General features: G+C 65.8%; 14 protein-coding genes. 9 read left to right on the forward strand and 5 right to left on the reverse strand.

Annotated elements, in window-relative coordinates; translation table 11 throughout:
- The 7 genes from HAV18_RS37860 to HAV18_RS37890 all read left to right on the forward strand — a co-directional run.
- The coding region (locus HAV18_RS37860; RefSeq protein WP_208102287.1) for a YadA-like family protein at nucleotides 1-6274 on the forward strand (6274 nt) is incomplete at its 5' end.
- 124 nt (nucleotides 6275-6398) lie between these two features.
- Entirely contained in the window at nucleotides 6399-7061 is a 663-nt protein-coding gene (locus tag HAV18_RS37865) for an OmpA family protein (RefSeq protein ID WP_166965879.1), read from the forward strand.
- A gap of 403 nt (nucleotides 7062-7464) precedes the next feature.
- A complete protein-coding gene (locus tag HAV18_RS37870) occupies nucleotides 7465-8610 on the forward strand; it encodes a DUF2827 domain-containing protein (RefSeq protein WP_166965881.1) in 1146 nt (381 codons plus the stop codon).
- Between the two features lie 14 nt (nucleotides 8611-8624).
- The gene (locus tag HAV18_RS37875; protein ID WP_166965883.1) at nucleotides 8625-9779 is read left to right on the forward strand and encodes a DUF2827 domain-containing protein; all 1155 of its coding nucleotides are present in this window, start codon (nucleotides 8625-8627) and stop codon (nucleotides 9777-9779) included.
- Between the two features lie 26 nt (nucleotides 9780-9805).
- A complete protein-coding gene (locus HAV18_RS37880) occupies nucleotides 9806-10273 on the forward strand; it encodes a DUF4019 domain-containing protein (protein ID WP_166965885.1) in 468 nt (155 codons plus the stop codon).
- A 30-nt stretch (nucleotides 10274-10303) separates the two neighbouring features.
- Entirely contained in the window at nucleotides 10304-11440 is a 1137-nt protein-coding gene (locus tag HAV18_RS37885; protein ID WP_166965887.1) for a DUF2827 family protein, read from the forward strand.
- Between the two features lie 24 nt (nucleotides 11441-11464).
- On the forward strand, nucleotides 11465-13432 hold the full coding sequence (locus HAV18_RS37890; protein ID WP_166965889.1) for an FkbM family methyltransferase: 1968 nt from the start codon (nucleotides 11465-11467) through the stop codon (nucleotides 13430-13432).
- A 120-nt stretch (nucleotides 13433-13552) separates the two neighbouring features.
- On the opposite strand, the gene HAV18_RS37895 is transcribed toward HAV18_RS37890, so the two are convergent.
- The 3 genes from HAV18_RS37895 to HAV18_RS37905 all read right to left on the reverse strand — a co-directional run bounded on the left by HAV18_RS37895 (nucleotide 13553) and on the right by HAV18_RS37905 (nucleotide 16806).
- The gene (locus tag HAV18_RS37895; protein ID WP_407062455.1) at nucleotides 13553-13975 is read right to left on the reverse strand and encodes a hypothetical protein; all 423 of its coding nucleotides are present in this window, start codon (nucleotides 13973-13975) and stop codon (nucleotides 13553-13555) included.
- A gap of 87 nt (nucleotides 13976-14062) precedes the next feature.
- Entirely contained in the window at nucleotides 14063-14878 is an 816-nt protein-coding gene (locus tag HAV18_RS37900; RefSeq protein ID WP_166965892.1) for an EAL domain-containing protein, read from the reverse strand.
- Between the two features lie 785 nt (nucleotides 14879-15663).
- On the reverse strand, nucleotides 15664-16806 hold the full coding sequence (locus HAV18_RS37905; protein WP_166965894.1) for a DUF2827 domain-containing protein: 1143 nt from the start codon (nucleotides 16804-16806) through the stop codon (nucleotides 15664-15666).
- 432 nt (nucleotides 16807-17238) lie between these two features.
- Between HAV18_RS37905 and HAV18_RS37910 the strand changes: the two genes are divergently transcribed.
- Nucleotides 17239-18561: a galactosyl transferase GMA12/MNN10 domain protein gene (locus HAV18_RS37910; RefSeq protein ID WP_166965896.1), complete on the forward strand. Its 1323-nt coding sequence runs from the start codon at nucleotides 17239-17241 to the stop codon at nucleotides 18559-18561.
- 203 nt (nucleotides 18562-18764) lie between these two features.
- Entirely contained in the window at nucleotides 18765-19463 is a 699-nt protein-coding gene (locus tag HAV18_RS37915; RefSeq protein WP_166965898.1) for a class I SAM-dependent methyltransferase, read from the forward strand.
- A gap of 100 nt (nucleotides 19464-19563) precedes the next feature.
- Here the strand turns inward: HAV18_RS37915 and HAV18_RS37920 are convergent, their stop codons facing one another.
- Nucleotides 19564-21678: a phosphocholine-specific phospholipase C gene (locus HAV18_RS37920; RefSeq protein WP_166965900.1), complete on the reverse strand. Its 2115-nt coding sequence runs from the start codon at nucleotides 21676-21678 to the stop codon at nucleotides 19564-19566.
- 563 nt (nucleotides 21679-22241) lie between these two features.
- Nucleotides 22242-24239: an acetyl/propionyl/methylcrotonyl-CoA carboxylase subunit alpha gene (locus HAV18_RS37930; RefSeq protein ID WP_166965904.1), complete on the reverse strand. Its 1998-nt coding sequence runs from the start codon at nucleotides 24237-24239 to the stop codon at nucleotides 22242-22244.
- Nucleotides 24240-24261: the final 22 nt, after the last annotated feature.

The following is a 24261-nucleotide window of genomic DNA, read 5'->3' on the forward strand; positions in this document are numbered from 1 at the left end:
CACGTCGACCTCGACCGGTATCAACTCGCTGTCCACCGGCATTAGCTCGGCCAACAGTTCGGTTACCTCACTGTCGACCTCCACGTCGACGGGCCTGTCGTCCGCCAACAGCTCGATCGGTTCGCTGTCCACGTCGACCTCGACTGGCATCAACTCGCTGTCCACCGGCATCAGCTCCGCCAACAGCTCGGTCACTTCGCTGTCGACTTCCACGTCGACGGGCTTGTCGTCGGCCAATAGCTCGATCGGTTCGCTGTCCACCTCGACCTCGACCGGCATCAACTCGCTGTCCACCGGCATCAGCTCGGCCAACAGCTCGGTCCTGTCGCTGTCGACCTCGACGTCGACGGGTCTCTCGTCGGCCACGAGCTCGATCGGTTCGCTGTCCACGTCGACCTCGACCGGCATCAACTCGCTGTCCACCGGCATCAGCTCGGCCAACAGCTCGGTCCTGTCGCTGTCGACCTCGACGTCGACGGGTCTCTCGTCGGCCACGAGCTCGATCGGTTCGTTGTCCACCGGCCTGAGCACGGTCACGGTCAAGACGGACAACCTCGGCACCAGCACGGCATCGGCACTCGGCGGCGGCTCCACGTACGACCCGACGACCGGGACGGTCTCCGCACCGGCATACACGACTTACAACGCGAACGGCACGACGTCGACCGCGAACAGCGTCGGCTCGGCGATCAACAACATCAACAGCCAGGGCATCAAGTACTTCCACGCGAACTCGACGGGCCCCGACAGCACCGCGACCGGCACCGACGCCGTCGCGATCGGCAGCGGCGCCGTCGCCAGCACGAACAATTCCGTCGCGCTCGGCGCCGGCTCGCAGACGGCCCCGGCCGTTGGCACGAGCAGCGCGACCGTCGACGGCGTCACGTTCGGCGGATTCGCAGGCACCTCGCCGGTTGGCACCGTCAGCGTCGGCAGCGCCGGCAACGAACGACAAATCACCAACGTCGCGGCCGGCCAGGTGACGTCGACCAGTACCGACGCGATCAACGGCAGCCAGCTCTATTCGGTCGCCCAACAGGTTGGCACCGCAACCAGCGCCATTTCGTCGCTGTCGACTTCGACGTCGACTGGGCTGTCGTCGGCGAATAGCTCGATCACGTCGTTGTCGACGTCGACCTCGACGGGCCTCTCGTCGGCTAACAGCTCGATCGAGTCGCTGTCGACTTCGACGTCGACTGGCCTGTCGTCGGCGAATAGCTCGATCACTTCGCTCTCGACCTCCACGTCGACCGGTCTGTCGTCGGCAAATAGCTCGATCACGTCGCTGTCCACGTCGACCTCAACCGGCCTCTCGTCGGCCAACAGCTCGATCACGTCGCTGTCCACCTCGACGTCGACGGGCCTCTCGTCGGCTAACAGCTCGATCACGTCGCTTTCGACTTCCACGTCGACCGGCCTCTCGTCGGCCAACAGCTCGATCACGTCGCTGTCGACTTCGACGTCGACTGGCCTCTCGTCGGCCAACAGCTCGATCACGTCGCTGTCGACTTCGACCTCGACCGGCCTCTCGTCGGCGAATAGCTCGATCACGTCGCTTTCGACCTCGACCTCGACCGGCCTCTCGTCGGCGAATAGCTCGATCACGTCGCTTTCGACCTCGACCTCGACCGGCCTGTCGTCGGCTAACAGCTCGATCGACTCGTTGTCGACTTCGACGTCGACCGGTCTGTCGTCGGCCAACAGCTCGATCACCTCGCTGTCCACCTCGACCTCGACGGGTCTGTCGTCGGCGAATAGCTCGATCACTTCGTTGTCGACCTCGACCTCGACCGGCCTGTCGTCTGCCAACAGCTCGATCACGTCGCTGTCCACGTCGACCTCAACCGGCCTCTCGTCGGCTAACAGCTCGATCGATTCACTGTCCACGTCGACCTCGACCGGTCTGTCGTCCGCGAACAGCTCCATCACGTCGCTGTCGACCTCCACGTCGACCGGTCTGTCGTCCGCGAATAGCTCGATCACTTCGTTGTCGACCTCGACCTCGACTGGCCTCTCGTCGGCGAACAGCTCGATCGATTCGCTGTCGACCTCGACCTCGACTGGCCTCTCGTCCGCGAACAGCTCGATCACGTCGCTCTCGACGTCGACCTCGACCGGCCTGTCGTCCGCGAACAGCTCGATCACGTCGCTCTCGACCTCCACGTCGACCGGCCTGTCGTCGGCTAACAGCTCCATCACGTCGCTCTCGACCTCCACGTCGACCGGCCTCTCGTCGGCTAACAGCTCCATCACGTCGCTGTCGACTTCCACCTCGACTGGCCTGTCGTCGGCTAACAGCTCGATCGATTCGCTGTCCACCTCGACCTCGACGGGCCTGTCGTCGGCGAATAGCTCGATCACTTCGTTGTCGACCTCGACCTCGACCGGCCTCTCGTCTGCCAACAGCTCGATCACCTCGCTGTCCACCTCGACCTCGACCGGCCTGTCGTCGGCTAACAGCTCGATCACTTCGCTGTCCACCTCGACGTCGACCGGCCTCTCGTCGGCTAATAGCTCGATCGACTCGCTGTCCACGTCGACCTCGACGGGCCTGTCGTCGGCGAACAGCTCGATCACTTCGCTGTCAACTTCGACGTCGACCGGCCTCTCGTCGGCGAATAGCTCGATCACGTCGTTGTCCACGTCGACCTCGACCGGCCTCTCGTCGGCGAATAGCTCGATCACGTCGCTGTCGACTTCGACGTCGACCGGCCTCTCGTCGGCGAATAGCTCGATCACGTCGTTGTCCACGTCGACCTCGACCGGCCTCTCGTCGGCGAATAGCTCGATCACGTCGCTGTCGACTTCCACCTCGACCGGCCTGTCGTCCGCTAACAGCTCGATCACGTCGCTCTCTACTTCGACCTCGACCGGCCTCTCGTCGGCGAATAGCTCGATCGATTCGTTGTCGACCTCGACCTCGACTGGCCTGTCGTCGGCGAACAGCTCGATCACCTCGCTCTCGACGTCGACCTCGACCGGCCTCTCGTCCGCGAACAGCTCGATCACGTCGCTGTCGACCTCGACCTCGACCGGCCTCTCGTCGGCGAATAGCTCGATCGACTCGCTGTCGACTTCGACCTCGACGGGCCTGTCGTCCACGAACAGCTCCGTCACGTCGCTGTCGACCTCGACCTCGACCGGCCTCTCGTCCGCGAACAGTTCGATCACCTCGCTGTCGACCTCGACCTCGACTGGCCTGTCGTCGGCTAACAGCTCGATCGATTCGCTGTCGACTTCCACGTCGACGGGCCTCTCGTCGGCTAACAGCTCCATCACGTCGCTGTCGACTTCCACCTCGACCGGCCTGTCGTCGGCTAACAGCTCGATCACTTCGCTGTCGACTTCCACCTCGACGGGTCTGTCGTCGGCCAACAGCTCGATCACCTCGCTGTCGACTTCGACGTCGACCGGTCTGTCGTCGGCCAATAGCTCGATCGACTCGCTGTCGACTTCGACCTCGACGGGCCTGTCTTCGGCCAACAGCTCGATCACATCGCTGTCGACTTCCACGTCGACCGGCCTGTCTTCGGCCAACAGCTCGATCACATCGCTGTCGACCTCCACGTCGACCGGCCTGTCGTCGGCCAATAGCTCGATCGACTCGCTGTCGACTTCGACCTCGACTGGCCTGTCGTCCGCGAACAGCTCCATCACGTCGCTGTCGACTTCCACGTCGACCGGTCTGTCGTCGGCGAATAGCTCGATCACTTCGCTGTCCACGTCGACCTCGACCGGCCTGTCGTCCGCAAACAGCTCGATCACGTCGCTGTCGACTTCCACGTCGACCGGCCTGTCGTCGGCGAACAGCTCGATCACCTCGCTGTCGACTTCCACGTCGACCGGTCTGTCGTCGGCGAATAGCTCGATCACGTCGCTGTCGACCTCCACGTCGACCGGCCTGTCGTCGGCCAACAGCTCGATCACCTCGCTGTCGACTTCGACCTCGACCGGCCTCTCGTCGGCCAACAGCTCGATCACGTCGTTGTCCACGTCGACCTCGACGGGCCTGTCTTCGGCTAACAGCTCGATCGATTCGCTGTCGACTTCGACGTCGACCGGCCTGTCCTCGGCCGACAGCTCGATCACCTCGCTGTCGACCTCCACGTCGACCGGCCTGTCCTCGGCCAACAGCTCGATCACGTCGCTGTCCACGTCGACCTCGACCGGCATCAGCTCGCTGTCCACCGGCCTGAGCTCGACCAACAGCTCGGTGTCGTCGCTGTCGACCTCGACCTCGACGGGCCTGTCGTCGGCGAACAGCTCGATCACGTCTCTGTCCACGTCGACCTCGACCGGCATCAACTCGCTGTCGACCGGCCTGAGCTCGACCAACAGCTCGGTGACGTCGCTGTCGACTTCCACGTCGACGGGCCTGTCGTCGGCCAACAGCTCGATCACCTCGCTGTCGACCTCCACGTCGACCGGCCTCTCGTCGGCGAACAGCTCGATCACCTCGTTGTCCACGTCGACCTCGACCGGCATCAGCTCGCTGTCCACCGGCCTGAGCAGCACGAACAGCACGATCCTGTCGCTGTCCACGTCGACCTCGACCGGCATCGGCTCGCTGTCCACCGGCCTGAGCACGACGAACAGTTCGGTAACGTCGCTGTCGACTTCGACCTCGACCGCGATCAACGCTGCGAAGACGCACTACTACAGCGTCAACGACAACGGCGTGCAGCAAAGCAACTACGCCAACGACGGCGCCACCGGCACCAACGCCCTCGCGGCCGGCGTCAACGCCAGCGCGGCGGGCACCAGCAGCGTCGCAGTCGGCGACGGTTCGAACGCGCAGTCGGCAGGTGCGGTCGCGATCGGCCAGAACGCATCGGCCACGGGCGGCAAGGCCGTGTCGATCGGCTCCGGCAACACGGCAACCGGCGACGGCGCAGTCGCGATCGGCGACCCGAGCATCGCGACGGGCACCGGCGCGGTGGCGATGGGCGCGAACGACACGGCGACCGGCAACGGCGCAGTGGCGCTCGGCAACGCGAACACCGCAACCGGCGCGAGCGCACTTGCCCTCGGCAGCTCGAACCAGGCCACCGCGGACAACACGATCGCGCTGGGCAACCAGTCGACGGCCAGCGCCGTCGGTGCACAGGCCTACGGCTCGAGCGCCACGGCCAGCGCGGCCAACGCGCTCGCACTGGGTTCGAACGCCACCGCGAACGTCGCCAACTCGATCGCACTCGGCGCGAACTCGGTCACGGGCAACGCAGTCGGCACGTCGAGCGCCACGATCGGCGGTGTCACGTACTTCTTCGCGGGCAGCTCGCCGGTCGGCGTGGTGAGCGTCGGCGCACCGGGCCAGGAACGCCAGATCACGAACGTCGCCGCCGGCCAGATCTCGGCCACGAGCACGGACGCGATCAACGGCAGCCAGCTCAACGCGACGAACAACGCGGTCAACGCGCTGTCGACGTCCACCGCCTCGAACGTCGCATCGCTGTCGACCGGCATCAACTCGCTGTCGACGGGCCTGAGCGCGACGAACAGCTCGGTGTCGTCGCTGTCCACGTCGACCTCGACCGCGGTCAACTCGCTGTCCACGGGCCTGAGCACGACGAACAGCAACGTCAACTCGCTGTCGACGTCGACCTCGACGGGCATCGGTTCGCTGTCCACCGGCCTGAGCACGACGAACAGCAACGTGGCCTCGCTGTCGACCGGCGTGACCAACATCAACAACACGTTGAACTCGCTGTCGACGACGATCAACAACAACACGACGCGCGCCGCCAACAACAACGGCGTCGCCGCCGACATGAACGGCACGGGCTCCGACGCACCGAAGGTCACCGCCGGCTCGAACTCGGTGGCGATCGGCGCGAATTCGAATGACGGCGGTCGTTCGAACGTGGTGTCGGTCGGCAGCGACACGCAGCAGCGCCAGATCACGAACGTCGCGCCGGGTACGCAAGGCACCGACGCGGTGAACGTGAACCAGCTGACGCAGGTGCAGACGACGCTGTCGACGGCACTGTCGGGCCAGCAGGCGCAGATCAACTCGCTGGGTTCGCAACTGCAGCAGACCGACCAGATGGCGAAGCAGGGTATCGCGGCCGTCGGCGCGATGGCGTCGATCCCGCAGCTCGATCGCGACGCCAACTTCGGGATGGGTGTGGGCACGTCGACCTTCCTCGGCCAGAAGGCGATGGCGGTCAACATGCAGGCCCGCATCACGGAGAACCTGAAGGCGTCGATCAACGGCGGCTTCAGCGGCGGTCAGAAGGTGATCGGCGCCGGCATGCTGTACCAGTGGAAGTAACGCGTCGCGCCGCCAGGCCGCCCGGCTCGCCAGCCGGACGGCCCGCGGCGGCCCCGACGGCCAGACGAGCCCGCCGCGCAACCCGTGGCGGGTTTCAGTCAACCCAAGCATTGAGGATGTAACCGTGAACAAACTCGCTCTTGCGCTCGCGCTTTCCGCAACGGCCCTCGCCGCGTGCTCGACCGCATCCGGCCCGACCTACAGCGCTTCCGAACTGCAGCCGCGCGACGGCGTGCGCACCTTCCAGGTGGACTGCCATGGCCTGTTGTCCGGCCCGCAGACGTGCATGAAGGCTGCCCGCAAGATCTGCGGCGAAGAGCCGGTGCGCGCCGTCGACTCGGCGCGCGCGCTGCGCGACAAATCCGATCCCGCGACGCTCGTGTTCCAGTGCGGCGCGGCACCGGCCGAAGCGGCCTCGGCCGCCACGCCGGCGGCTGCCGTCGTCGAACAGATCAACCTGTCGGGCGACGCGCTGTTCGCCACGGACCACGCGACGCTTGCCCCGACCGCGCGCGAATCGCTCGACCGTTTGCTGAGCGAGCGTGCGGACCACACGTACTCGCAGGTGAGCGTCACCGGCTTTACGGATTCGGTGGGCAGCGACGACTACAACCTCGCGCTGTCGAAGCGCCGCGCCGAATCGGTCGCGGCGTACCTGAAGGCACACGGCCTGAAGACCGACTCGCTGACGGTCTCGGGCCGCGGCAAGGCCGACCCGGTCGCGTCCAACGCGACGCCGGAAGGCCGCGCCAGCAACCGCCGCGTCGAAATCCGACTGCAGCACTGAGCGGGCCGCCGCCGCGCGCGGCGCCCCGATCCGGCCGGCCGCCAGCGCCGCGCCGGACCCGCATCCGACCTCCGCCGGACAACCCGGGCGCCGCTTCGCCGGCACCTGGCTCCCATTGACCGGCGGCTATGTCAAAGTTCGTCACACCCCGCCAAAACCGGCGGTTTCCGTGCCACAATCGCCGCAGACAGTCGCCGGGGCAACCTGCCCGAATCGCGCGCCGTGCCAGGCGTGCCCGATGACATGCCGGGAACCGGCTGCCGCCTTCGCGAACCAGGTCGCCCGATTCGCCCGCCGCGGCGCACCGGCGCAACTGCAACCATGACAATCCACGGCGCGCCGCTTCCAGGCCAGACGCTCGACGCGATGCCCGGACGCACGCCGCCGCAGAGGAAACCAACCGGTGACGGACATCAATGAAGCCGCCTCGGGCGGCACCCGCAAGCAACGGCCGGCCGTCGGCATCTCGCTGTTTGCGCGGGACGGCCAGGCGATCTGGGAAAACGGGATACACCAGAACATCGCGTTCCTCGCGATGATGCTCAAGCGCTCGGATCGCGTCGGCCCCGTCTACTTCCTGAACGGCGGCGACGCCAACGCGCTGCCGGCCGGCCTCGAACTCGACGGCCTCGACATCCCGCTCGTGAAGCCCTCCGACGTCACGCACGAACTCGACGTCGTGATCGAAATGGGCGCGCAGCTGCCGGTGGAGTGGCTCCGACACATGAAGGCACTCGGCAAGAAAATCGCCGCGTTCTTCTGCGGGCACGTGTACGCGGGCCTGTGCGAAACCCCGATCTTCGGCAAGCCGTCGGGGCACGTCTTCAACGGCGCGCCGTTCGACGAAGTATGGCTGCTGCCGCAATACGACAAGACCGCGGCGCCGATGCTGCAGACCATCCTGCGCGCGCCCGTCCACCTGATGCCGCACATCTGGTCGCCGTACTTCCTCGAGCGGCGCATCGCCGCGCTCGCCGCGGAAGGCGCGACGTTCGGCTATCGGCCCGGCCGCCGCCCGTGGTACCTGGCGATGCTCGAGCCGAACATCTCGGTCGCCAAGTCCTGCCACTACCCGATGCTGGCATGCGACGAGTTCTATCGCGCGCGACCGGACGCGGTGCAGCACATGTTCGTCGTCAACGCGATGCACATGAAGGAGCATCCGACCTTCGTGCACTTCGCGAACAGCCTCGATCTCGTGCGCCAGCACAAGGCGACCTTCGAGCCGCGCCTCGACCTGCCGGGCTTCATGGCGCGCCACGCGGATGCGGTCGTGTCGCATCACTGGGAAAACGGGCAGAACTATCTGTATTACGACGTGCTGTACGGCGGCTATCCGCTGATCCACAACTCGACGCTGATCGGCGACGCCGGCTATTACTACCCGGACTTCGATTCCGCCGCGGGCGGCCGTGCGCTGCTCGACGCGTGGCTGCATCACGACGAACGCCTCGACGACTACCGCGCGAAGGCCGGCCGGCTGCTGCAGTCAGTCTCGATCGACAACCCCGCGAACCTCGACGCGTTCGTCTCGCGTCTGGTCGCCTGAACCGGAGAATACGCATGTCGGACTCCAATGCCCGTCAAGCGCCCGGCGAGGGCAAGCGTCTCGTCGTCGGCGTGTCGCTGTTCGTGCGCGGCGCCGGCCAGTCGCTGTGGGAAAACGGCATCTTCCAGAACTGCCTGCTGCTGATCCTGCTGCTGCGCCAGTCGCCGCTCGTCGCTCAAGCCGTGATGGTGAACGGCGGCGAACAGGTCGCCGATCCGCAGATGATGCTCGGCGAATGGGACGTGCCGTTGCTGTCGATGGACGAAGCGCTGGAACGCTGCGACGTGCTGATCGAAATGAGCGCGCAGTTCGGCGCGGATTACCTGCGCGCGTTCCGCGAGCGCGGCGGCAAGGTCGTCACGATGCGGGTCGGCAACGACTACGTGATCGACATCGAACGCGCGATGTTCGACAAGCCGTCGGGTTTCCTGTTCTCGGGCGCGCCGTACGACGCCGTGTGGACGATTCCCGAATTCGAGCGCTCGTGCCTGCACTATTACCAGACGGGCCTGCGCGCGCCCGTGACGATCGTCCCGCACATCTGGCACCCGATGCTGTTCGACAAGGCGCGCGCAACGCTCGGCGCCGGGCTGTCGTTCGGCTATGAGCCCGGCAAGCCGCGCTGGCGCGTGACGATGTTCGAGCCGAACATCTGCATGGTGAAGACGAGCGTCATCCCGATGCTCGTGGCCGAGGAAGCGTATCGCGCGAAACCCGATTTCCTCGAGTTCGTGCGCGTGTGCAACACGCTGCACCTGAAGGAACATGCGACGTTCGTCCATTTCGCGAAGAGCCTCGACATCGTGAACCACGGGATCACGACGTTCGAGAGCCGCTACGCGGTGTACGAGTTCATGGCCGCGTACGGCGACGCGGTGGTGTCGCACACGTGGGAAAACGCGCAGAACTACCTGTACTACGAGCTGCTGTACGGCGACTACCCGCTGATCCACAACTCGCCGTTCCTCGGCAAGGCCGGGTATTTCTATCCGGACTTCGACTGCCAGGCCGGCGGCCGCGCGCTGCTGAAGGCGTTCGCCGAGCACGACGCGAACCTGGAAGCGTACCGCGAGCAGTCGAAGCACGTGCTCAGCTCCGTGAGCATCTACAACCCCGCGAACGTCACCGCCTATACGGACGCGATCGCCACCCTCTATCGCGACGCGTGACGCGCCGCCTTCTTCCGGACTCCGACATGACCGCACGCACGACCCTCACCCGCGCCAAATGGCTGATCGGCTGCGCCGTCGCTTCGATCGCGATCGGCGCGCATGCGCAAGCCGAAGGCGAATCGGCCGACGCGCTGCTCCGCGACTCGGACGCCGTGTTCAAGCAGCTCGACGCCAGCCAGTACAGCGCGGTGTGGACCGATGCCGCCGGGTTCGTGAAGGCGCGCATCAAGCAGGACCAGTTCGCGTCGGACATGCAGCGTGCGCGCCAGTCGGTCGGCACGGTCCGCCATCGCGGCTGGGCGCAGATCACGCGTATCCGCTTTACCAACGCGTCGACGACGCCCGACGGGCTCTACGCGAACGTCGATTACGCGACGACACTGACGAGCGGCGCGACCATGTTCGAGAAGCTGAGCTTCCGCCTCGAGGACGACGGCCGCTGGCACCTGACCGGCTATGTGCCGCGCCAGTCGCAGAACTACACGCCGTAAGCCGCGCAACGCCCGCACCACGGAGCCGTCATGAAACTCAATGTCGCGATAACGATGAACGTGCAGCGCGACGCGACGCAGTCGATCTGGTACAACGGCGCGAACCAGCACTGCGTGTACCTGTACATGCTGCTGAAGCAGTCGCCGCTGATCGGTGAGGTCTGGCTCGCGCACGACGAAGGCGTCACCGAGTATCCGCAGGCGCTGATGATGGACGCGTTCGGCGACGCGCTGCGGCCGCTGTCGGCCGTCGTCCACCAGACCGACCTGCTGATCGAGATGAACGCGTTCATCGACTCGTCCCACACGGAAGCCGTGCGCCGGCGTGGCGGCAAGTGCGTGTCGTACCGCTTCGGCAATGACTACGTGATCGCCGTCGAGACGATCAACTTCGAGAAGAACCAGTGGCGGCCGAACCCGCACCGTGTGCAGTTCGACGAGATCTGGACCAACCCGCAGCACATGCACACGTGCGCGGCGTATTTCCAGGCCGTGTACCGCGCGCCGGTGATCGAGCTGCCGCACATCTGGTCGCCGTATTTCATCGAGCGCAGCCTCGATGCCGATCCTGAACTGAAGGCGCGCTTCGGCTATCGCAACCACGGCCCCGCGAAGCGCATCGCGTTCTTCGAGCCGAACCTGAACGTCGTGAAGAGCTCGATCGTGCCGATGCTCGCCGCAAACGCGTGCTACGTCGAACATCCGGAGCTCGTCGAGCACGTGTACATGACCAACACGTTCGACAAGAAGGAAAACGTCGCCTTCAAGCATCTCGCGCTGGGCCTCGAGATGGTGCGCGACGGCAAGGCCACCGCCGACGTGCGCGCGCCGTTCGTCGCGTGGGCCGCGCATCACACCGACATCGTCGTGTCCCATCACTGGGAAAACGGCCTCAACTACCTGCTGTACGACGCGCTGTACGGCAACTACCCGCTCGTGCACAACTCGCCGTTCCTGCGCGACGTCGGCTACTACTATCCGGATTTCGAGATCTTCGATGCCGCACGCGCGATCGCAACCGCCGCGCAGACGCACGACGCGCGGCTCGACGACTACGCGGCCGCGGCCCGCCGCTGCCTGCACCAGGTCGACACGCTCGCCGAACACAACGTCCGCGCGTATTCCGCGCAAATCCAGCACCTGTTCGCCGATCGAGTGCTCGGCTGACCTCATTCGTCCCCGCTACCGCCCATGAATCAGACCGTCCGCAATTTCGTCGTGATCGATTCGATTCACGGTCCGTTCGTCATCAACCGGCACTGCGCGTATCAGGCCGAGGCACTGATCAAGACCGGGCGACCGCACATCCAGGCCGAGCTCGACACGATCCTGAGGGTGATCGACCAGTTGCCGGACGATGCGATCGCTGTGGACGGCGGTGCGAATGCGGGGCTCGTATGCGTGCCGATCGCCCACCGGTTGCGGGCGCGCGGCGGCCGCGTGTACGCGTTCGAGCCGCAGCGCACGCTGTTCCATGCGCTCGGCGGCACCGTCGCGCTCAATCAGCTCGACAACGTCCACCTGCTGAACATGGGGCTGGCCGGCGCCAACGGCACGATGAAGGTGCCCGACGTCGACTACGGACAGGACGCCGACTTCGGCCAGGTCTCGCTCGTCGACGCGCACGCGGAAGGCGGCACGCCGACGCCCGTCATCAGGCTCGACTCGCTCGGCCTGCCGCGGCTGGATTTCCTGAAGCTCGACATCGAAGGCATGGAGATCGACGCGCTGCGCGGCGCACGCGGTCTGATCGAGACGCATCTGCCCTGGTGCTGGATCGAATACTGGAAAGTCGGCGAGGCGCCGATCATCGCCACCTTTGCCGGCCTCGACTATACGTTCTACCGGATCGACCGGCTGAACCTGCTTTGCGTGCCGAACCCGCGCTGGGACCGGCAGCGGTTGGTCATCTCGATCGAGCCGATCGCCGTCGCATCGCCGGCCGAAAACGATACGAACCCCGCGGCAGCCGCTGACACCGACGCACCTGAAACGAACTGGAACCGCGCGCTCGACCATGAGTCGCGCTGCGAGTGGGGACATGCAATCGGCCGCTGGCAACGTGCGCGCGGCCGCGGGCTCGACGACGATGCGATCGCGCTGCAACTCGCGTCGTGCTACGGCTTCGCCGGGGCACCCGACGCCGGGCTCGCGGCGCTCGAACACTTCGGCGATCCGGCCGCGCTACCCGACGCAACGCGCGGACGCATCGAGCTGTCGCGTTCGTTGCTGCTGCTGCGCGCCGGCCGGCGCGACGAAGCGGCCCGCGCCACCATTGCGAGCGAAAACGTCCTGACGGCCGCGCAGTTCGGACTGCCGACGGAGCGGCTCTACCAGGGCCAGCCGCTGCAGGGCAAGCGGCTGCTGGTGCTCAGCTACGGCGGCGTCGGCGACCAGCTCCAGTACGCGCGCTACCTGCATGCGCTCGACTCGCTCGGCTGCGCGAGCGTGACCGTCGTCGTTCCGGACGCGCTGACGGGCCTGATGCGTCATTCGTTCCCGCACATCGAATTCATCGGCGCGCACGGCGCGTGGGTCGACGCGTCGCAGATCGCCCACGACTACTGGTGTTCGTTCCTGGTGCTCGCCGCGCAGTTCGGCTACGCGCCGGCGCCCGCAGGATCGGCGGCCGCGTACCTGTCTTGCCCGCCCGAGCACGCGGCCGCGTGGCGCGAGCGCGTGTCACGCGACGGCCACGCCGCCGGCATCCGTCGCATCGGGCTCAACTGGCGCGGACGCGACGAAAGCGACGCGCGCTTCCATCGCGCGGCCAGCCTGCGCGACTTCGCGCCGCTGACGCGGATGCACGGCCACGCCGCGTACTGCATCAACCGCGACCTGTCCGCGCAGTCCGAGCAATCGGACCTGCCGGTGACCTTCCCGCATCAGGCGATCGGCGATTTCAGTGACCTGGCGGCGTTGATGCTCGCGCTGGACGCCGTGGTGACCACCTGCACCGCGCACGTCCACCTCGCCGGCGCGCTCGGCGTGCCGGCCGTGCTGCTGCTCAGCCCGAAAGCCGACGCGCGCTGGGAAACCGGCTCGCGCACCGCCCTGTATCCGGGGGTCCGGATCGTGCGCGCCGCGCACGTCGGCCAATGGGACGACGCGGTCGACCGCGCGATGGCATTCGTGCTCGGCGGATTCGGGAAGGATTGATCGGTTTGCCGGGAGGTTTGCCGCGAGTCCGGGCCGCTACGCGCGAATGATGCCGACGCGGGACGCGCGCTTCACGCTGTGCCGGGGCACGCCACCGGCACGAACAGGCGTGAAAAGGCGCTACACCAGCACCCGGTCGCCGCTCTGCGCGGCGAACACACGGCCGTGCCGCCGGCCCGTCCGTGCGAGCACGGCGAAGCAACGCGCCACCAGCCGGCTGGCGCCGCCGGACTGCTTGACGAGGCTGTCGGATACACCACGCGCGATCGCCGAATCGTCGCCGCACGCGCCCGCGATCACACCCGCGTAATAGTGCCGCGCGGCCAGTTCGCGGCCGCCGGCATCGAGCGGCTTCATCCGCCGAATGCGACGCGCAATGGCTTTCAGGCCGTCGAGATACGGCGCGACGTCGATCGGCACTTCGGTCGATTCGGCGCCCAGCTGCCACAGCATGTCGGCCAGCTCGGCGATCGCGACGAGCTCGCGTGCACCGGCCACCTGCGTGCCCGTTCCGCCTCCGGCCTTCGTCCCCGCCATGCCCATGCCCCTTTGCGATTCGTCCCGGCCACGCGCCGGCCACGCCCGACACCGGCGTGCATCGTGCACGCCGCCCCGCCTGTTACCGCGCCGTCACGCGGCGGCCGGCGACCGCCATGAAAAGCGGATGCCCTGCGCCCAGGCGACACCGGCATCCACGATGATCTGCCGGTCGATCTCGCTTTCCACGCCTTCGACGACGACGTGCCGCGCGCCTTCATGCGCGAACGCGATCAGCCTGCGGAACTGGTAGCGCCCGATCGCGTTGCGCTTGATCATCGACAGGATCGACCGGTCAAGTTTCACGATGTCGGGATTGCCGACCACCAGATTGTTCAATGCGCTGAAGCCGACCCCGAAATCGTCGATCGCGATGCGGCACCCGGCCTGCCGGAAGCGGTTCACGAACGAACGACCCGCGACGGGATTCAACGGCCCCGTCTCCGTGATCTCGACCACCAGCCGCGCCGCGACCGACGGCTCGCGCTCGAGCCGCCTGAAGATGGCCAGCCACGCGTCGTCGACGACCGCGCTCGTCGCCGCCACATTGCAGCCGTAGACGGCAGCCGGATCGGCGCGCAGCGCGTCGATCGTCCGGCCGACCACGAGCCGGTCGAACCACCGCATCAGCCCAAGCGCCTCGAGGCGCGGCAGGAACGCTAGCGGCGGCAGCGCATCGCGCTCGCCCCACCGCAATCTCGCCAGGCATTCCTGGTACAGCACACCGCCCGACAGGTCGGCCCGGCACACGGGCTCTTGCGCGAACCCGAGCCGGCTTTCCACGAAACTGCGTACCGACGCGAGGTCGGGATGATCGTCGGGGGAGCCGAACACGAGATCGATGTCGTCACGATTCGCTTCCCGATTTGCTTCCTGATTCGCCCCCTGGCGAGCTTCGACCGCATTCATCCGGCGCTCCGGCAAATGGCGAGCCGCCGATCGCGGCTCGACCTCAAGAAACATGCGGAGCAAGCCGACCATGACGCGCTCCGCCGCCTACCCGGCCCATCCTGTTATGTCGATCTTTTCCGGGAGCGTACTTTTCGCTTCGGCGCGCCGTCAAATTCGATATTTTCAACGATATCCAGTTACTGGAAATACACCATGCATGCACGATACCGAATGTGCGACAGGTCACACTAACGCAAATCATGGAACCCCGATCCGGATATTGTTTATTCCAATCGCCTAAACAAGCTTATCCGAATCAATTCCCACGTAATTTGCGGGCCTCGCAAATCGGGAAATCTTCAATTAATCTGATAAATACCGGCCTGTGAAGCACCGCCCCGCTCGCTATCATGCCGGCCGTGAAGGCTGGCCACCCGGTTTTCTCTTCGCTGAAAACCGGCCGCCGCACGTCATTCGATCATCGCAGCGTTCAATTTTCCCGTTTCAAACGAATTATTAAATTTCTAAACCGAATAAAACGGCCTTTAATCGATAATATCAAGTTAAATCATATGATGATTATCAATTGAACCATTTTTAACAATCTTAAAGACTTGTTAACCTCTAAAATGATTTCCGACGGACTTCCCTCGGAGCCGTCAATTTCGTGCCTTCAAAAACCGTCGAACCGATCGGGTTCGGCGGTTTCTTTTTTAACGGCATTATTTCGTCAGACATTAGGGCGGGACAATCCCGATGGCGGACCGCGGCGCAACGGTGTGCGCCGCGTGAAAAATCGGGCCTTATGCGGCCGATGCGCCGACCAGGTTCGCGAGCAGTGCGTCGTATTCGGCGACGAGCGCCGGATTCGCCGACGTATAGCGGCCAAGGATTTCGCGCTGGCGCCGCGTGTACGCTTCCCAGTCGTCATCGTGCGTATGTAGCGCACGCAACAGCGCATCGGCGCCCTGCTGCACTTCGTTGTCCGGATAGTAGTAGCCGAGATCGGGCGCGAGGCTCGCGTTGTGCACGAGCGGATAGCCCTGCCAGCACACGTCGAAATAAAAATAGTTGAGCGGGTTCGACCATTGGTGCGACACGACGATATCGGTCAGGTCGGCCAGGAACAGCGGCGTGTCGAAGCGGCCGACGAAGCTCGCCTTGCCCGCGCGCACGATGTCCAGGTAATTCATCAGCATCACGAACTCGGGGCTGTCGTGCGCGAGGCGATCGGCGTTCGTCACGTGCGTGAAGCAGATCGCGTCGGGGTCGCGTCGATACGCCTCGTCGATGATCAGCATCGGATACACGCAGAACTTCACGACGTTGTGGTTCGGCTCCATCACCGTCAGCCGCTTGCCCGGCTCGCTGCGCGGCCGGTATTCGCCCTGCTCCGGCAGCGACTGCGCACGCGTGTTCAGGCACATCGGATCCCACACGAACGGCACGACGCGCCCCGGGCAGCGGCGCAGCGACTGCAGGAACGGCAGCGACGACGGCGCGATCTGCGGAATCGCCCACACCTCGTCGTAGCCGCGGTTGATGAACAGCGAATCCCACAGCCGGCGGCCGAACAGCATCGATTCCATCGCGTTGATGTACTCGACGCCGCAGCAGTAGCTGACGAGCTTCGCGCCGCGTGCTTTCAGGTAGGCCGTCTGCTCGGCGTCGATCTGCCCGCCGAGCTCGATCACCACGTCGAGCGAATCCTTCATGTCGGCGAACGCGCGCGTGTCGAACACGTTGCGATCCCACGGCAGCGCGTCGGTGAGCGGCACGTCGGTGGTGTTGACCAGCGTCACGCGGTAGCCATGCGGCGAAGCCATCAGCAGCTTCGCGAGAAACAGCGCGTTCTGCTTGATACCGTTGATCCACAGGCTTTCGTCGGGGGCACGCAGTCCGATCGTGATACCGATGCGCAGGCCGTTCAGGACAGGAGACGTCATCGTCGGCGGGATGAGAGGTTGGATGGGGATGGAATGGATGCAGTGTAGCGCGTGAAGCGCTGCCCGCGTCAAGCGGCGCACGCCGACGGCAACCCGGCATTTTAGCGGAGCACCGGCCGCATACTGTCAGGGATGGTCAGCGCCCGGCCGGCGCAAGCAAATCCGCGAGATGGTTGTGCGATACTCGGGCGACCCGCCGCGCCACCGGGTTGCCGGGCGGTATCGGCACCGGGGCCGGCAGAAAACGACCTCGCAGCAACGCTGCTGAAAAATGGCTGACAGAATGGAACGCGACGCCGCGCAAGTCTTCCGGGCAATCCGTCACGAGCAGGGGCGGCACGCGCGACAAAGCATGCCCGGCCGCGAAGCCGCGCCGACACGCACCGCGCCCGGCGCCCGCCGTCCCCCGCTGCGCGACCTTCGGAGCGCACGATGATCGTCCTCAGCCATTTCAGTCAGGCCGCGCCCGCCAGCCTCGAGAATCACCGGCAATACGCACAGGCGCACGGATATCGCCACGCATTCGTCGACGCCTGCGCGATGCCGCAGGCGCTGCCGCTGCGGCCGCTGTATCGCTACGAATCGCTGCTCCACGTGCTGCGCGGCGCGCAGCCCGACGAACTCGTGCTGCTGCTCAGCGAAGACGCGGCGATCATCGAGCCCGTCGCGCTCGATCGCCTGATGCGCGGCCGCGACATGCTGTTCGTCGACGCGTTCGCGCCCCCGCTGCCGCAGGTCGACGTGCAGATCTGGCGCAATACGGCGGCCGTGCGGGCGATCGTGATGCAACTGGTGCAGCGCTGCAAGCTCGGCAGCGAACCGCGGCTGACCTCGGAGGCCGCGCTGTTCGCGGCGCTCGACACGCATCACTACATGACGCAAATCGACGGGCTGTATCCGGTCATGCCGTCCAGCCCCGACCTCGATCCGATGTGGAGCCGCGAACCGACGTTCGCGATCAGCATCGACGACACCCCGCACGATCCCGAACGGAAAGGCGCGACGCCCCGCTTCCGCGACACGCTCGTGGCGTACGTCAATCGATGCCGTGCGGCCGGCCGGCCGATGTTCTCGTTCGATCACGACGCCGCGCGCACGCCGGACGAAGCCGCCGAGCGCAGCACCTACAACCCCGGCCGTTCGATTGCGCTGATGACGCTCTACACGCCGAACATCGGCAGCTATGCGCGCATCGCCGAACGGAACTTCCGGCGCTACTGCGACGCGCACGGCTACACGCTCTACGTGCATCGCGACACTCCCGCCGAGATCGGCATGAACGCGACCGGCAACTGGTTCAAGCCGTGGCTGCTGCATGCGTACCTGCAGCATCATGAATGGGTCGTGTGGCTCGATGCCGACGTGCTGATCGCCGATCAGCAGCAAGCGCTGGAACCGCTGCTCGAAGGCCGCGACTGGCTGCTCGCGCAGGACATCGGCCAGTGGGCGTTCAACTCGGGCGTGATGGCATTCCGCCGCACCGGGCGCAACGACGCGATGCTGCGCGACATGATGGCGACGATCGCCGCGCTGCACGACCGGTCGAGCGTCTATGCGAGCGACGGCGACCAGCTGCATTTCATTCGCGCGATGGAGCGCGACGGGCAATTGCACGGCGAAGGCGTGGCCGATCTCGTCAGCTTCAACACGCCCTGGCTGTTTCGCCGTGCGGACAGTTACATCGTGCATTACTACGGGATGTGGTCCGCGATGCGGGCGCTGATGATGGCGCAGGACGACGGGCTGCTACGCTGACGCCTTCGTCCGGAGCGGCTCGCACGACTGGACGTTTGTTCTATCCCGCCGCATGGGTTGTCGCATGTCGGGAAGAAAGACGAGCAACGCAGTGTGATGGATCCTCGAACCGTTGATCGCGGCGTTTGCGACTGCGCACGAATGAGTGGATCCGTTACATCGATACGATCATTTTTTCGAACCAGCCTTGATGGGAGGTCAGATTGGAACAGATCGGGTATTCATGGCCCACGTTTGATCAACTCACCCAGCACCTGGTCAAGTCGATCAATCCGAGCAATATCCTGGATATCGGGGCCGGAGGCGGGAAATACGGGCGCCTGCTCAAGAAGGTCGTGCCGGATTGCCGTTTCACGGCGCTGGAGTGCGATGAGGAGACGCATCCGTTCCTGATCGAGAACGGGTACGACGACATCATTTCCGGTGTCAGCGACACGCTGTATGAACGATCCGGCGACGCGTACGACACGGTCATCCTGGGCGATGTCATCGAACACATGCGCCACTCCCACGGTCGCGATTTACTGGAATTTCTCAACTACCGATCGCGATACATCCTCATCTCGACCCCCGAGTGCATGCCGATGAGCACCGCATCGTACTTCGAGAGCCACAACTCCGTATGGCGGCCCGATTCATTCGCGTGGCATGACTTCTGGGCGCATCAGCAATGCGGAATCATGCATTTTTATTTGCTCAGGGGGCACCTCGACTGGAACGCAACGCGCCTCGACGCTCTCGTGAACTCCGCAAACGCTTCGAGCCTGTTCAATACGCGCGCCAGCAGCGAACTCGAGGCCACCAACGAGAAATTGCTCCAGCCAGTCAACCTGACGCTCCATGACTCCCGGTACATGGAAAAAATCGATGGCGACCAATATGCGGTCTTTCGCCCCATGTGATTGCGTGACCCTGAATGAGAAAGGCGCCATGCGGCGCCTTTCTCATTTCCGACATGCCCTCATCGCGTGCCGGCGCGGGGCCGGCACGCACGGATAACCGTCAGATCGGCGCGGTCGTCGGCGCCACGGCGGCCGGGTCGGTGATGCTGGCCTTGCCGGTTTCGACGTGCCCCGCGATGCGGCGCGTCCAGCCCGTATTCCCCGCCACTGCGAACTGCAGGTCGTACCAGTGGCTGCTGCACGACAGATCCCAGTGTGCCTCGACGCTCTTGCCCGGCGGAATCGTCAGCGTGCGTGCCGCCGTGCCGTACGCGACGTCGGTCGCCGTGACCGTCAGCGCGCTGGCGCCCGCATTGGCGAGCGTCACGTACACGTCGCCGTTGGCGACGTCGTAGCACGCGGTGATTTCAGGCTTCGCGCCGGCATCCGCGGCGGCCGAACCCGCGAAGCGCCGGAAATAGCCGTTCGGCCCCCACACGCTCACCAGGTAGTTCCCGCTCGCATCGAGCGCCCACGTATCGGTCAGCTGCTTGCCCGCTTCGACCGTGTAGCGGCGCGGCATCGCGGTGGGGTCGCCCGTATAGGCCCAGAAATGCGCGCCCTGCGTGCCGGTGTTCGCGAACGTCACCGCGTAGCCTTGGGCCTGCAGCTGGCCCGTCACGTGCAATTCGTACGGCAGCGCGCGCGCCAGCCGCGTGCCGGGCTCCTGCGCCGTCACGACCTGCTGCGCGGTGCTGGCCGGTGCGGTCTGCGACGACGCACGCGAACATTGCAGGTCCGCCTGCGCGACATACGCCTGCGTGCTCGGCAGGGTCGGCAACGTGGCATCCGATTTCGAGAAGTCGAGCGCCGACGTCAGGTCGCCGCAGATCGCGCGGCGCCACGGCGAGATGTTCGTTTCCATCACGCCGAAGCGCTTCTCGATGAATTGCAGCACCGACGTGTGATCGAAGACCTGCGAGCAGACGAAGCCGCCCTTCGACCACGGCGAGACCACGAACATCGGCACGCGCGGGCCGAGGCCGTACGGCAGGTTGTCGGCCGTGTAGGTGCCCGTCTGCGTCGAGGTCACGACGTTGTGCCGCTCGAGCGACACGTCCACGGTGCTCATGCCGGAGCCCGGCAGCGTCGGTGCCGACGGCGGCACGACGTGATCGAAGAAGCCGTCGTTCTCGTCGTACATGACGAGCAGGACGGTCTTGCTCCACACGTCCGGATTCGACGTCAGCGCATCGAGAATGGTCGACAGGTAGTACGCGCCGTAGAGCGGCGTGAACTTCGGATGCTCCGAATACGCGGCGGGCGGCAGCAGCCACGAGACCTGCGGCAGCGCGTTCGCCTGCACGTCGGCCTTCAGCTGCGTGATCGGGCGCGTGCTCATCCCGCGCGTCTGCAGCGACGAACCGGCCGGCGCATTCACGAAGTTGTTGAAGCACGCGAGCATGTTCGTGCCGTAGTTGCCGGTGAAGTTGTCGAACCCGGTGCCCTGCTGATAGATCTGCCACGAGATGCCAGCTTTCTCGAGGCGCTCCGGATACGTCGTCCAGCTGAAGGGCGGCAACTGGATCTTGTCGAACTGGTTGTCGATGTAGTCGGTGTTGTCGAGCAGCGGGCCGCCGCCCGTGCCGAGCGGGTCGACCATGCCCGTCATCAGGTACATGCGGTTCGGGTGCGTGTTGCCCGGGATCGAGCAGAAGTAGTTGTCGCACACGGTGAACGCATCCGCGAGCGCGTAATGGAACGGGATGTCGTCGCGGACGTGGTAGCCCATCGTCATGTTGGACTTCTGAACCGCCCATTGATCCGCGCGGCCGTTGTCGATCGCGCCGTGCGTCGTCGCCCACGTATGCGGCAGGCCGCCGATGCACTGCGCGTTCACGCCCGGGTTGGTCGTGTCGTAGCGGAACGGCGCGATCACGCTCGTCTTGTCTTCCTGCCGCGGCTGGAACCACACCGGCTTGCCGTTCGGCAGCGTGACCGGGAAGCGGTCGTTATAGCCGCGCACGCCGCTCAGGTGACCGAGGTAGTGGTCGAACGAGCGGTTTTCCTGCATGAACACGACGATGTGCTGGACATCCTGGATCGTGCCCGTCACGGTATTCGGCTCGATCGCCAGCGCCTTGCGGATCGATTCGGGAAGGAGTGCGGTGGCGGCGGTCGCGCCGGCGAGGCCGGCGGAGAACTTCAGAAAATCGCGTCGCGAATGGGTGGCCATGCTGGTTGCTCTTGATTGGATTTCTGGTGGAAACGGCCGGGATCAGGAAGCGGGCGACGAGGCAGGCGCGGTGAAACCGGGCGGGCAGTGCATCTGCGCGGTGGCGACCACGCCGCCGCCGCATGCGGCCTTCTGCTGCGCTACAGGTGCGGCGGGTGCAGCCAGGTCGTCGTTGCAGGCACCGAGGAGTGCTGTCAGCGCGATCAGACCAACGACCGCGAAAGGCCGTAGGGCCGACTTTCGCATAACTTCTCTCCGTGGATGTGATGACGTGACACAGGCGCGGGTGCGCACCGGTCATATCGACGGCGAGATGCTAATTACGACGTGTTACACGACGGTGTCGCGTCAAGAGGCGCGCTGCGTGCATGCGGGGAGCGGCACGTGTCGCAGCGGAAGGGATAGCGAAAAACGTAATGCAATCGAAAGATTCGTATTGCTTCGTTTTTGCCGATGCGATCGAAGCAAGTCCGTCGCAGTATCGGTCGCGCAACGAATCGCGACGCTTTCTTGCGGGCCGGCAGCCGCAGCAACCGGCCCGCATACAGCGAAACAGGCCTTGCTCAGCCTTCCGCCATCATCAGCAACTGCGCGCCGTCCGAAACCTGGTCGCCGACGCCGTACAGCACTTCCGCGACGACGCCCGCGCTCGGCGCGCCGATCGTGTGCTCCATCTTCATCGCTTCCATCACGATCAGCGGCGTGCCCGCTTCGACCTTCTGGCCCGGCTCGACCAGCACCGCGATCACCTTGCCGGGCATCGGCGCGGTCAGACGGCCGCCGCCCTGCTCCGTGTCACCCGCATGCGCGAGCAGGTTGCGCCATTCGAACGACTCGGCCGCGCCCTGCGTGAACACGTGGAAGGTGTCGCCGTCCGCAACCACGCGGCCGCTGCTGCGCACGCCGCCGAGCGTCACGTCGAAATCGAGCGGCGTGGCGCCGCGCGTCCACACGAACGGTTGCGCGGCTGCGTCGCCGGCCGCGAGGCGCACGACAGCGCCGTCGTCCTCGTACGTGACCGTCAGGTCCGCTTCGCGCTCGGCCGCATGCCATTCGAGCGTGCGGCGATAGCCGCCGTTCAGTCGCCAGTCCGGCAGCGCGCCCCACGGCGATGCACCCTGCGCGGCCGCGCCGCGTTCGCGCGCGAGCAGCGCCGCGCACGCGAGCGCGAGCATGGCGCGCGGCGGCTCTTGCGGCGCGAACAGCGCATCGTGGTTGCGCTCGATCAGGCCCGTGTCGAGATCGGCCGTCGCGAACGGTGCGCACGCAACGATCCGCTGCAGGAACGCGGCATTCGTGTGCAAGCCGACCACTTCACATGCACGCAGTGCGCGCAGCATCAGGCTCAACGCTTCCGCACGGTCCGCGCCATGGACGATCAGCTTCGCGATCATCGGATCGTAGAACGGCGTGATCGCATCGCCTTCGCGCACGCCACTGTCGACACGCACCGATGCACCGATCGCGAATTCGACGCCTGCCGGCAGCCGCAGGTGCTTCAGCGTGCCCGTGGACGGCAGGAAGCCGCGCGCCGGGTTCTCCGCATACAGGCGCGCCTCGAGCGCATGGCCCTGCACGCGCAGTTCGTGCTGCTGCAGCGGCAGCGGCTCGCCGGATGCGACACGCAGCTGCCATTCGACAAGATCGAGCCCCGTGACCATCTCGGTGACCGGATGCTCGACCTGCAGGCGCGTGTTCATTTCCATGAAGTAGAACGCATCGCCCGTCATGATGAATTCGACGGTGCCCGCGCCGACATAGGCGACTGCGCGCGCAGCCGCGACGGCTGCCTCGCCCATCGCACGGCGCAGGTCGTCGGGCAGGCCCGGCGCCGGCGCTTCCTCGAGCACCTTCTGGTGACGGCGCTGCACCGAGCAGTCTCGGTCGAACAGGTACACGGTATTGCCGTGCGTGTCGCCGAACACCTGCACCTCGACGTGGCGCGGGCGCGTCAGGTATTTCTCGATCAGCACGCGATCGTTGCCGAAGCTGCTCGCGGCTTCGCGCTGGCACGACGCGAGCGCCGCCGGGAAATCGGCGGAGCGCTCGACCACGCGCATGCCCTTGCCGCCGCCGCCCGCGCTTGCCTTCAGCAGCACCGGGTAGCCGATCTCGTCGGCTTCGCGATGCAGGTTGCCGGCATCCTGGTCGTCGCCGTGATAGCCGGGCACGAGCGGCACGGCGGCCGCGTGCATCAGCGCCTTCGCGGCGGCCTTCGAGCCCATCGCCGCGATCGCGTCGACCGGCGGCCCGATGAAGACGATGCCGGCCGCTTCGCACGCATGCGCGAAATCTTCGTTCTCCGACAGAAATCCGTAGCCGGGGTGGATCGCCTGCGCGCCGGTTGCACGCGCGGCTTCGATGATGCGCTCGATGCGCAGGTAGCTGTCGGCGGCGGCCGAGCCGCCGATGTGCACGGCTTCGTCGCACGCGGCCACGTGTTTCGCGTTCGCGTCCGCGTCGGAATAGACGGCGACGCTCGCGATCCCGAGACGTTTGCACGTCGCGGCGACGCGGCACGCGATTTCGCCGCGGTTGGCGATCAGAATCTTGTCGAACATGGCTTCGGTGTCGTCCGGAAAG

It is taken from the genome of Burkholderia sp. D-99 (assembly GCF_011605345.1).
Classification (GTDB): Bacteria; Pseudomonadota; Gammaproteobacteria; order Burkholderiales; family Burkholderiaceae; genus Burkholderia.